Below are 11767 nucleotides of genomic sequence, written 5' to 3' on the forward strand. Positions count from 1 at the left end.
CGCTCTCGCCCGCGCGAGAGCGTTTTCATTTCCGGCAATGAGCATTATATGGTTGTATTATGAATAAGCCGAAAAACTCTCCCGCTCGCAAAATGGTCGCTGAAAACCGTAAAGCGCGCTACAATTTCGAAATCATCTATACGCTTGAGGCCGGTCTGGTTTTGACCGGAACTGAAGTGAAGTCGTTGCGCGCCAATCAGGCCAATATTGCTGAAAGCTACGCAAGCTTTGAGAATGGTGAATTCTGGCTGATCAATTCCTATATCCCGGAATATACACAAGGCAATCGCTTCAATCATGAGCCGCGCCGGTTGCGTAAACTGCTGATAAGCCGTCGCGAAATGTCGCGGATTTTCCAGTCCGTTTCGCGCGAAGGCATGACAGTGGTGCCGTTGAAACTCTACTTCAACGATCGCGGTCGGGCGAAACTCGAAATTGGTGTGGCGCGCGGTAAGAAGAATCACGACAAGCGTGAGACTGAAAAGCAGCGCGATTGGAACCGTGAAAAGTCGCGCCTCCTGCGTGATCGTGGCTGACGTTCACAGGTGAAGCTTTCAAAAATAAAAAGCGCCTTCAGGCGCTTTTTTCATTCAGAAAAGCACGCACATTTCTAAAAATATCCCGAAACATTGGATCAGTCAGCTTGCCGGTATTGGTATTATAGCGCGAGCAGTGATAGCTCGAAAATATCCGCAAGCCATTGATATTTGTCTCTTTGCCATGCCCGAACGGATGGCGGGACACCGGTGCGCCCATCGCACGAACCGTCGACTGATGGGCAATGGTACCCAGCGTTACAACGGCGCGCAGATTTTTAAAATGCGTGAGCAGGGGGCTGAAAAACTGACGGCAATTGTTGATTTCACTGCCAACCGGTTTGTTTTCAGGTGGCACACAGCGCACCGCATTGACAATACCGGCGTCAACAAGCCGCAGACTATCATCGGGCCGTGCTTCAAACTTGCCGCTCGCAAAGCCAAATTCGCATAGGGTGCTGTAGAGAAGTTCGCCTGCATAATCGCCGGTAAAAGGGCGCCCAGTTCGATTGGCCCCGCGCAAGCCGGGAGCAAGGCCAACGATCAGAAGCTGCACGTCATCGTCATGGGCAGGCAGAAATGGCGCAACCGGTGCGTTGTGCCATTCAGGCTCTTTGTGTCGCCATTCCTGAAGAAAAGCATGCAATCGCGGACAAATCGCACAGTTCGGTGAAGGTTCTGAAATCATAACCTTGCATGAACCGGACAATTGTCCGCGTCAATAGTTCTGATCGCAGTGCATTCCGAAAACTGTGAAATGGCTTTCGGACAAGATGCACTTTCAATCAATAATCGTAATCCTGATCATCATCCTGACGACGCTGCTGCTGCGGGCGTTCAGATGGATCGCGACCAATTTCAGACTTCAGCGAAACAAGGTCGATGAAATGATCGGCCTGGCGGCGCAATTCATCGGAAATCATTGCTGGCTGGGTTGTCAGCGTGGAAACAACGGAAACTTTGCGGCCCTTGCGCTGCAACGCTTCTGCAAGCGAGCGGAAATCACCGTCGCCCGAGAAAATCACGAAGTGATCGACAGTGTCGGTAAGCTGCATAGCATCGACGGTGAGTTCGATGTCCATATTGCCCTTGACCTTGCGGCGACCCGTTGAATCCGTAAATTCTTTGGCGGCTTTGGTAACGACCTTATAGCCGTTATAGTCAAGCCAGTCGATGAGGGGACGGATCGACGAATATTCCTGATCCTCAACCAGAGCGGTGTAATAATACGCACGCAGCAAATAACCGCGTTTCTGGAAAGCCTTCAAAAGTTTCCGGTAATCAATATCGAAACCGAGTGTCTTGGAAGCTGCATATAAATTTGCACCGTCAATAAATAGCGCAATTTTTTCACGAGAATCGAACATCGTGCAATATATCCACTCTGCGACCTACAGGGAGTGGACCTGCGACCGCGTATTCAGATTTGTTTCTTAAACGACGGGGGTATTCTTTTTTTGTACCAATGACGTTTATTGGGTTCTACGGGGATATTATAGAAAAACAAGCAACTCATGGTTGTTATTTGCTGGTGCTTAATTGCTTATGCGAGATATTTGCCTTAAGCAATCGATAATTGACTAAAATCTATTGTCTCAATCGCGTCCTGCGCCTGTATTTGTCAGACAGATTTATAAACTGTGTTAAATCCGCTGGGCGTAATAAACGGCGTCGGACAGATTATCCGCTTTTGCTTGTAATTTCGGCGCATAAGCGTTATGTGCAAGAAAAATTCCGTTAAAGTTTAGGAAATGAAAGGGACCGCCCATGGCTCGCGTCACCGTTGAGGACTGCGTAGATAAGGTCGAGAACCGTTTTGAACTGGTTCTGCTGGCCGGTCACCGTGCCCGCCAGATTTCTCAGGGCGCTCAGATCACGATCGACCGCGACAATGATAAAAACCCGGTTGTTGCCCTGCGTGAAATCGCTGACGAAACTCTTTCGCCAGATGACCTGAAAGAAGATCTTATTCATTCGCTGCAGAAGCATGTTGAGGTTGACGAGCCGGAAGCAGCAGCACCTGCTCTTCTCGCCGATGCTTCCGGTGAACTGGCTGAGGGCATTGCCGAGGCTGGAGAAGAAGACATTGTTTCCTTCGACCGTATGTCGGAAGAAGAACTGCTTGCTGGTATCGAAGGCCTCGTTGCTCCAGAAAAGAACGACGACTTCTGATTGCCTTCCAGACTACCGTATTTTGCATGCGCTGTAGCCCGGCAAGGCTATGGCGCATGTTTTTATATGCATGCAGGCAATGTACAAAATGCGTTTCAGACGAATTTAAGGGCTAATTCGTCAGGAAATTAAGGTTGTTTGCAGAAAATGGGTCGGCAAGATCGCAAATTATTATATTTTTTAGCGATTTCCGTTCAAACTGGCCGCTGAATATGTGACGGGTAGGGAGTTTGCGTAGATGATGCGCCAATATGAGCTTGTGGAGCGTGTCCAGCGATACAAGCCAGACGTGAATGAGGCGCTTCTTAATAAGGCATATGTTTATGCCATGCAGAAGCACGGCAGTCAGAAGCGCGCGTCCGGAGATCCGTATTTTTCGCATCCGCTCGAAGTCGCAGCCATTCTCACAGACATGCATCTGGATGAAGCCACAATCGCCATCGCTCTCCTGCATGACACCATCGAAGATACCACTGCCACCCGTCAGGAAATCGACCAGCTTTTTGGGCCTGAAATCGGCAAGCTTGTCGAAGGACTAACGAAGCTCAAGAAACTGGATCTGGTTTCCAAGAAGGCCGTGCAGGCTGAAAACCTGCGCAAGTTGCTGCTCGCAATCTCTGAAGATGTACGCGTACTTCTGGTGAAGCTTGCAGATCGTCTGCATAATATGCGCACACTTGGCGTCATGCGCGAAGACAAGCGCTTGCGGATTGCTGAAGAAACCATGGATATTTATGCGCCGCTTGCTGGCCGCATGGGTATGCAGGATACGCGCGAAGAGCTTGAAGAACTTGCCTTTCGCTATATCAATCCCGATGCGTGGCGCGCGGTGACAGACCGTCTTGCGGAACTTCTTGAGAAGAATCGCGGCCTTCTGCAAAAGATTGAAGAAGACCTTTCTGATATTTTTCAGAAGAACGGCATCAAGGCGACTGTCAAAAGCCGCCAGAAGAAGCCATGGTCGGTTTTCCGCAAGATGGAAACCAAGGGCCTGTCATTTGAACAGCTTTCCGATATTTTCGGTTTCCGCGTCATGGTGGAATCAACACAGGATTGCTACCGCGCACTGGGTTTGATCCACACCACATGGTCGATGGTTCCCGGACGCTTCAAAGACTATATTTCTACACCAAAGCAGAACGATTATCGTTCGCTGCATACCACAATCATCGGTCCGTCCCGGCAGCGTATTGAGTTGCAGATCCGCACGCGCATGATGGATGAAATCGCGGAATTCGGTGTTGCGGCCCATTCGATTTACAAGGATCGCGGCAGCGCCAACAATCCGCACAAGATTTCCACTGAAACCAACGCCTATGCCTGGCTGCGCCAGACCATTGAGCAGCTTTCCGAAGGTGATAACCCGGAAGAATTCCTCGAGCATACCAAGCTCGAACTCTTTCAGGATCAGGTTTTCTGTTTCACGCCAAAGGGACGTTTGATTGCGCTGCCGCGTGGCGCGACGCCGATTGATTTTGCTTACGCAGTCCATACGGATATTGGCGATAGCTGCGTGGGCGCGAAGGTCAATGGCCGCATCATGCCGCTGATGACCGAGCTTAAAAACGGCGATGAAGTGGATATCATCCGCTCCAAAGCGCAGGTGCCGCCTGCTGCATGGGAATCGCTGGTTGCAACGGGCAAGGCACGCGCTGCCATTCGCCGGGCAACGCGCTCAGCAGTCCGCAAGCAATATTCGGGCCTTGGCATGCGCATTCTTGAGCGCGCATTTGAGCGGGCTGGAAAGACTTACAGCAAAGATATTCTTAAACCGCATCTGCCGCGTCTGGCGCGTAAGGAAGTCGAAGATGTTCTGGCGGCGGTTGGTCGTGGTGAATTGCCATCCACCGATGTTGTGAAGGCAGTCTATCCTGACTATCAGGACACCCGCGTAACGACACAGAACAGCCCGGCAAAGACCGGTGAAAAGGGCTGGTTCAATATTCAGAACGCGGCAGGCATGATTTTCAAGGTGCCGGAAGGTTCTGAAGGCGCGCACGAACCGGGAGAGACCGGTGACAAGCAAAAGCGCAAGGCTGTGCCAATCCGCGGCACCAATTCTGATTTGCCGGTGCGTTTTGCCCCGGAAGGCGCTGTCCCCGGTGATCGTATCGTCGGCATCATGCAGCCGGGCGCGGGCATCACCATCTATCCGATCCAGTCGCCGGCGCTGACAGCTTATGACGATCAGCCTGAGCGCTGGATTGATGTGCGCTGGGATATTGATGAGGGGATGCATGAGCGCTTCCCGGCCCGCATTAGCGTGTCTGCGATCAACTCACCCGGATCTCTGGCTGAAATTGCGCAGATCGTGGCCGCCAATGACGCCAATATTCATAACCTCTCAATGGTGCGCACTGCACCCGATTTTACTGAAATGATCATTGATGTTGAGGTCTGGGATCTTAAACACCTCAATCGTATCATTTCGCAGTTGAAAGAAAGCGCAAGCGTCAGTGGCGCAACGCGCGTGAACGGATAAGGCACTATGAAAACCGAAGACGTCCTTGCTGTCTTCCGCGAAGCGGGAGCGATCCTTGAAGGCCATTTTATTCTGACATCTGGTCTCCGCAGCCCGATCTTCTTGCAAAAGGCGCGCGTTTTCATGCATGCCGATAAAACAGAGAAGCTCTGCAAAGCCCTCGCGGAAAAGATCAGGGCGGCTGACCTTGGCCAGATTGATTATGTGGTCGGCCCTGCAATTGGGGGGCTTATCCCTTCTTATGAAACATCGCGTCATCTCGGTGTGCCGTCGGTCTGGGTCGAGCGCGAAAATGGCACTTTCCGCCTGCGCCGCTTTGATGTGCCAAAGGGCGCGCGGGTTGTGATTGTCGAAGACATTGTCACAACGGGCCTGTCGATTCGCGAAACTATAGAATGCATGACGGCGATTGGCGTTGAGGTTGTTGCCGCTGCCTGTATTGTGGATCGATCGGCAGGTAAGGCTGATGTCGGCACCAAGCTGATCGCGCTTGCCGAATATGAAGTCCCTGCTTATGCGCCTGATGATTTGCCGCCGGAACTGGCTGCAATTCCAGCAATTAAGCCGGGTAGCCGGAATATTTGATCGTTTTTGAATATAATCTTGATTGTGTTGAGCGCAATTTTGTCGTGCGGCGAAATTGCGCTTTGCGTTATTGGCCCCACCCCCCTATTTTAGGGAAAGGGCAATCCAATGCTCATATCCCCCCTGACTAGGAATTCGTCGTGGCTGTTGTGCCTCTTATATTCGACAAAAAGCCCTCTCATCGAACAGCCTGTGGCGTCTGTGTGGACTGTGACGTCCGCCGCATGGCAGTTTGCTCTGCACTCGATGATCGCGATCTTGGTGCGCTTGAAGCCATCATGACGTCGAAAAAGCTCGGCGCCAATGAAATGCTGGTGGAAGAGGGTGATCTCAAGCGCAGGGTCTTTAGTCTGACATCAGGCATGCTGCGTATTTATACATCTCTGCCCGATGGCCGTCGCCAGATTGCGGGTTTTCTGGTGCCAGGCGATTATCTGGGGCTGGCTGACGATGACGTCTATTCACAGTCTGCCGAAGCTGTTGTTCCTTCTGTTCTTTGCGCTTTCTCGGCAAAGGAAATGGATGGGCTGATGGAGAGCTTCCCGAAGCTGAAAGAGCGTCTTTACCAGATGACACGTGAGGCATTGCGTACCGCGCGTGACAATCAGCTTGTGCTGGGGCGTCTTGCGCCGGTGGAAAAGCTTGCAAGTTTTCTTCTCGTTCTGGCCGCACGGATCGAAAAGCATGGCGGCAAGGCCAATGTGGTTCATTTGTCGATGAACCGCACCGATATCGCGGATTATCTGGGCCTGACGATTGAAACAGTCAGTCGCAGTTTTACGAAGCTGAAAACGCAAGGCCTCATTCAGTTGCTTGATGCGAATACCGTGGAAATACTTTCGCGCCGGTCGCTTGCATCTGTTGCAGGCATGGACCCTGAAAATATCTGACCCCCAACTTCTTTGTTGCAGTTTCGTTGATCCAAATCAATGAAGATTGCCCGTGTGTCCATTACATCTGATCGTACAAATTGAGGCAGCTTATTGAGGCGCTGCCCGATGATAACGAGGTGAGCAGGTGTCATTGTGGCTGGCAATACCAATATCGGCTGTCATGTGTGCGGGATTCCTTGCAGACTCATGCCGACTTGCCCGGCAGAATGCCCGTCTTCTTCAAATGCGCGTAAGGGTGGGAGAATCTCACCGGATCGTCAGGAGCGGGGAGTGCAATCACCATGCATGAAGACGCGATAAGAAGATATGCGGCGCTTGCCGTTCCTCGCTACACGTCGTTCCCGACGGCCGTGGATTTCACCCCGATTACTGCTGACAGCACCAAAAGCTGGTTGCGTCAGATCGGTCCGCGAGAGAGTGTCTCGCTTTATATCCATGTGCCCTATTGCAAAGAGATTTGTCATTACTGCGGATGCCATTCCAAAATGGCCGTCCGCGAGGATGTTATTGAAAATTTCGTGATCGCTCTTTTGAGTGAGATCGAAACGGTAGGTGCAAGCCTGACGGTGCGTCCGCAGGTGGTGCATCTACATTGGGGCGGGGGCACCCCTTCAATTCTGCATGCAGACCAGTTCAAGCGCATTGTAGCTGCACTTCGTCTGTCGTTTGATTTCCACCCGGATATGGAACATGCCATTGAACTTGATCCGCGCACGGTCAATCCTGTTCTGGTCGAGGCTCTGGCCCAGATTGGTGTCAATCGTGCGAGTCTTGGCGTGCAGGATGTCAATGCAGAGGTACAAAAGGCGATCGGTCGCATCCAGCCGATAGAAACCGTTGCAAGAGCAGTAACACTTTTGCGCGAAGCTGGCATTGATCGCCTGAATTTTGATCTGATTTATGGTCTGCCACTTCAAACTGTGGAGAGCCTTCGCGAAACCTGCGAACGTGTGGCCGAGATGAAGCCGGATCGCATCGCTTGCTTTGGGTATGCACATCTGCCGCAACGTCGCGCGAACCAGAGATTGATTGACGAAAGTAGCCTGCCGGATGCGGATGAGCGCTTTGCGCAGGCAAGCGCAGTGGCCGAGAGCTTTATTGGTTTCGGTTATAAGCCAGTCGGCATTGACCATTTTGCATTGCCGGATGATGCGCTGGCCATTGCCGCAGAAAATGGCACGTTGCATCGTAATTTCCAAGGATACACGACAGACCGGTGTCAGACGCTGATTGGCTTCGGACCATCGTCGATATCCCAATATCCGGCTGGTTATACGCAGAACATCTCCGATGTTGGGCAATATAGCAAACGTGTTGTGACCGGGGGGCTTGCAACTGTGCGTGGTTATCCGATGCACGACAATGACAGACTGCGTGCAAGCATCATTACGGCACTCATGTGCAACTTCCGGGTTGATTTGAACCTTGCTGCACCGGGCGTTGAGTTCTCGGACGAAATGGCTTTGCTGCGCCCGCTCGTTGCTGACGGGCTGGTAGAAGTGCGCGATGGTGTCATCACGGCAACAGAGGATGGAAAGCCGCTGATTCGTCTGGTTGCGGCAACCTTTGATGAGTTCCGCAGAGAGAGCGTAAACGGCTTCAGCTCCGCTGTGTAAAATATTTCAGAGCTGCCGCTGTACCGGGCCGTCAGAAGGTCAGTGGCATCAGGAGCACCGTTCGTTGGGGGATGAGCGGTGCTCCATTTTTTCATAAGGGCTAAGTTTATTGAGCTCTTTGCATCTTTGGCAGGAAGATGGTCAGAAGGCCGAGAAGCGGCAGATACGAACAAATCTGATAGACAAACTCGATGCTTGTTCTATCGGCCACGATTCCGAGCAGCGCGGCGGCAATACCGGCGATACCAAAGGCAAGGCCGAAGAACAGCCCGGATACCATGCCAACACGTCCCGGAAGCAATTCCTGTGCAAAGACGATGATTGCCGGGAAAGCTGAAGCCAAAACGAAGCCGATGATGATGGTCAGAATTGCTGTGACTTCCAGGTTTGCATAAGGCAGTGCCAGCGTGAAAGGCAGAATACCGAGGATCGAAACCCAGATCACGGTCCGGGTGCCGATCCTGTCGCCGATAGGACCGCCAATGATCGTGCCTGCCGCAACTGCACCAAGAAACAGGAACAGCAAAAGCTGCGATGCCTGTACGGTCACGCCGAAATGGCTGATAGTATAGAAGGTATAATAGCTCGTCAGGCTCGCCATATAGACATATTTGGTGAAAATCAGCAGGGCGAGGATGCCAATCGAAGCAATCACCTTGTTGCGCGGCAGCGGCAGTGTCTTATCGGCCTTTGGCTTGTGCTTATTGGCCAGATTGTGCTGATTGTACCAGTTTCCAACATACCAGAGCAGGGCCATGCCGATCAGTGCTGCAATGGAAAACCACGACACGCTGGCCTGTCCGAAAGGCAGAACAACGAAGGCCGCAAGCAATGGTCCAATGGATGAGCCGAAGTTACCGCCCACCTGAAACATTGATTGTGCAAAGCCGTGGCGACCACCCGATGCAAGACGCGCGACGCGCGCAGCTTCCGGATGAAACACAGAAGAGCCAAAGCCGATAAAGGCTGCACCCAATAACAGGAATGAGAAATGGTATGCTGTTGCGAGCAGGATCAGGCCAATCAGCGTGCACCCCATGCCGAATGGCAATGAATAAGGCATTGGACGTCGATCCGTGTAAATGCCAACGATTGGCTGTAGAATGGATGCCGTTACCTGAAAGGTGAAGGTGAGTAGGCCGATCTGCCAGAAAGACAGGCTGTAGTTGTCCTTGAGCATCGGATAGATCGCCGGAAGGAGCGACTGCATCATGTCGTTGAGAAAGTGGCCCATACTCGTGGCCAGAATAATGGCGAGAACCGTATTGTTCGCGCCGGTGCTTGTTGGCTGCTCGGCAGCACTCGTGCTCATAAGTCCTACTCCGAAGGTAATTGGGAACGGGATTCGCCCGTCAATTGGCATGTTAGGGGTGGGACCCCTATTCGTCGTTCACAAATATTTCTAAACTGATCAATTCATAATTATATTGTTTCACGCCTGCTTTCGTGATTTGGTCCATTACCTTCGAGAGTGGGCCAAAGCGGATGAAGCAAAAATTGCCAGCGGGGCGAATATTGCCTCAAAGTGAGGAACTGCAACGGTTTCATGAACAGCGCATAGCCATGCTGGAGAATTTGCACGGACCAGTCATTGCTCTGCCGACAGAATACCCCGACGGTTATTTCGTGCCTCAGCACAGCCATAGTCGCGCGCAGCTGCTGTGTGCTTCACAAGGTGTCGTTCTAGTCACCACGCAGGCCGGTCGTTGGATGATTCCCAGTGACCATGCCATTTGGATTCCCGCCGGCGTCGAACATTCTGTCGAAATCGTTGGCGATGTATTGATGCGCTCAATCTACATTGCAGTTGACGTGATTTCTGGCGTGCCTGATTATCTTCATGTGGTTGGCATGACCGATCTGATGCGCTGCCTTATCATTGATGCGACCCTTGTCGATAGCATCCCCGAGCCGGGAAGCCGAGATGCTCTGGTAATCGAACTGATCTTGAAAGATCTGCGCACTTTGCCGCAAAGGCCACTTGGTCTGCCTTTCCCGACGGATATTCGTCTGCAGAAGCTTTGCCGTGAATTCGTAAAAACACCTTCAGCGCGCGCGACAATTGATGACTGGGCGAACCGTATGGCCATGAGCAGGCGCTCATTCACCCGTCATTTTCAGCGTGAAACGGGTGTAAGCCTGTCGATATGGCGGCAGCAAGCCTGTCTTTTCGCTGCTCTTCCGCGCCTGACGGAAGGCGAGCCGGTGACAAGTGTGGCGCTTGATCTTGGCTATGACAGCGTATCTGCATTTACGACAATGTTTCGCCGTATGCTGGGCGTATCGCCGAAGTTCTATTCGCCACGTATGCATGCGGCATCGGTCGAAGGGAATGGTCGGCACCCGTCCGCATCGTTATGATAATAACAATTGTTTCGGGGCGAAGAGAGCAGTATGAGAAGCCATGTTATTTCAACGCCGAAATCCGCCGACCCGCACTGAGCGTTTCCGAACGCTGGTTTGGCCGCGCCGTTCTTTTGCCCGCTCGTTTAAATATGGCGGCAAGCGCGTGCTGCGCATCACTGCGTCACCCCACGCAGTTGCTGCGGGGCTGGCCGTTGGCGTCTTTTCAGCTTTCACGCCGTTTTTCGGTTTCCATCTGATTATAGCAATTGTTCTGGCATATTTTCTGGCTGGAAATATTGCTGCCGCAGCGCTCGGCACGACGTTGGCCAACCCGCTGACGCTGCCTTTCATTTGGGGAAGCACCTATGAGCTGGGCCGTTTTGTGATCAGTGGCGATATTGAAAGCGCACCACCTCTGCATCTGGGCCACGCGCTTCAGACAATGAAATTCGGTGAAGTGTGGACGCCACTGTTAAAGCCCATGCTTTTCGGATCGACCATTCTCGGTGCAGTTTTCGCAGTGATTGCATATTTTGCCACACGCTTTGCCGTGAAGGCATTTCGCCGCCGCAGGCTTGAGCGGCTTGCTGCAAAGCAAAATTTGGCTGTTAAGCAGGAGCCGCAGAAAATATGATTGTCGGCATTGGCAGCGATCTGATCGATATTCGCCGCGTAGAAAAGACCCTCGAAAAGCATGGTGATCGCTTTATCCAGCGTGTATTTACCGAGATTGAACAGGCAAAATCGGATGGGCGCAAACAACGCGCAGCATCTTATGCAAAGCGGTTTGCGGCGAAGGAAGCTTGCTCCAAAGCTCTTGGCACTGGCCTTTCAAACGGTGTTTTCTGGCGGGATATGGGTGTGGTCAACACATCGTCGGGCAAGCCAACCATGAAGCTTACGGGTGGTGCTGCCGAACAGTTGAAAAACATACTGCCAGAAGGGATGCGCGCTGCCATACATCTGACAATTACAGATGATTTTCCTCTCGCGCAGGCCTTCGTTATTATCGAAGCTCTACCGGAAACCGACTAATCCATATTGCCGAATAACGGCATACACCAAAACAATTGCGATTGTGACAGGTAAACTCCTGCTCATAATCGTGCGAGAAGCGGGTGATTGGATTGCCTCAGG

12 protein-coding genes are annotated in these 11767 nt (G+C 52.1%); 9 read left to right on the forward strand and 3 right to left on the reverse strand.

What is annotated here, in order from left to right; genetic code table 11:
• Positions 1-59 precede the first annotated feature (59 nt).
• The gene (gene smpB / locus VBH83_RS06560; RefSeq protein WP_265983251.1) at positions 60-536 is read left to right on the forward strand and encodes an SsrA-binding protein SmpB; all 477 of its coding nucleotides are present in this window, start codon (positions 60-62) and stop codon (positions 534-536) included.
• 37 nt (positions 537-573) lie between these two features.
• Here the strand turns inward: smpB and VBH83_RS06565 are convergent, their stop codons facing one another.
• Together VBH83_RS06565 and VBH83_RS06570 are read right to left on the reverse strand one after the other, a co-directional pair.
• Positions 574-1224, reverse strand: coding sequence for a uracil-DNA glycosylase (locus VBH83_RS06565; RefSeq protein ID WP_265983253.1), 651 nt, complete (start codon positions 1222-1224; stop codon positions 574-576).
• 97 nt (positions 1225-1321) lie between these two features.
• Positions 1322-1903: an NYN domain-containing protein gene (locus VBH83_RS06570; protein WP_265983255.1), complete on the reverse strand. Its 582-nt coding sequence runs from the start codon at positions 1901-1903 to the stop codon at positions 1322-1324.
• A 400-nt stretch (positions 1904-2303) separates the two neighbouring features.
• Here VBH83_RS06570 and rpoZ point away from each other — a divergent pair, with 400 nt between their 5' ends.
• From rpoZ to hemN, 5 genes are all read left to right on the forward strand, one after another.
• Complete coding sequence (gene rpoZ, locus VBH83_RS06575) at positions 2304-2708, forward strand: DNA-directed RNA polymerase subunit omega (protein ID WP_265983257.1); 405 nt, start codon at positions 2304-2306, stop codon at positions 2706-2708.
• A 238-nt stretch (positions 2709-2946) separates the two neighbouring features.
• Positions 2947-5190, forward strand: coding sequence for a bifunctional (p)ppGpp synthetase/guanosine-3',5'-bis(diphosphate) 3'-pyrophosphohydrolase (locus VBH83_RS06580; RefSeq protein ID WP_265983258.1), 2244 nt, complete (start codon positions 2947-2949; stop codon positions 5188-5190).
• 6 nt (positions 5191-5196) lie between these two features.
• Positions 5197-5775, forward strand: a complete 579-nt coding sequence (gene pyrE, locus VBH83_RS06585; RefSeq protein WP_265983259.1) for an orotate phosphoribosyltransferase — start codon at positions 5197-5199, stop codon at positions 5773-5775.
• A 140-nt stretch (positions 5776-5915) separates the two neighbouring features.
• Positions 5916-6665 (forward strand): helix-turn-helix domain-containing protein, encoded by a 750-nt coding sequence (locus VBH83_RS06590; protein WP_396996868.1) that lies wholly within the window; start codon positions 5916-5918, stop codon positions 6663-6665.
• A gap of 284 nt (positions 6666-6949) precedes the next feature.
• Positions 6950-8284 carry an oxygen-independent coproporphyrinogen III oxidase gene (hemN, locus tag VBH83_RS06595; protein ID WP_265983260.1) on the forward strand — a complete coding sequence of 445 codons (1335 nt, stop codon included), beginning with the start codon at positions 6950-6952 and terminating at the stop codon, positions 8282-8284.
• Positions 8285-8390: 106 nt separating this feature from the next.
• Here the strand turns inward: hemN and VBH83_RS06600 are convergent, their stop codons facing one another.
• Complete coding sequence (locus VBH83_RS06600; protein WP_265983261.1) at positions 8391-9596, reverse strand: MFS transporter; 1206 nt, start codon at positions 9594-9596, stop codon at positions 8391-8393.
• Positions 9597-9799: 203 nt separating this feature from the next.
• Between VBH83_RS06600 and VBH83_RS06605 the strand changes: the two genes are divergently transcribed.
• The 3 genes from VBH83_RS06605 to acpS are packed head-to-tail and all read left to right on the forward strand — an operon-like array spanning position 9800 to position 11665.
• Positions 9800-10645, forward strand: a complete 846-nt coding sequence (locus VBH83_RS06605) for a helix-turn-helix domain-containing protein (RefSeq protein ID WP_265983262.1) — start codon at positions 9800-9802, stop codon at positions 10643-10645.
• A 43-nt stretch (positions 10646-10688) separates the two neighbouring features.
• Positions 10689-11264 carry a type IV secretion system effector BspA gene (bspA, locus tag VBH83_RS06610; protein WP_265983263.1) on the forward strand — a complete coding sequence of 192 codons (576 nt, stop codon included), beginning with the start codon at positions 10689-10691 and terminating at the stop codon, positions 11262-11264.
• A complete protein-coding gene (acpS, locus tag VBH83_RS06615) occupies positions 11261-11665 on the forward strand; it encodes a holo-ACP synthase (RefSeq protein ID WP_265983264.1) in 405 nt (134 codons plus the stop codon). The genes bspA and acpS overlap by 4 nt, the downstream gene beginning before the upstream one ends.
• Positions 11666-11767: the final 102 nt, after the last annotated feature.

The sequence above is a fragment of the Ochrobactrum sp. S1502_03 genome (assembly GCF_044435015.1).
Classification (GTDB): Bacteria; Pseudomonadota; Alphaproteobacteria; order Rhizobiales; family Rhizobiaceae; genus Brucella; species Brucella chromiisoli.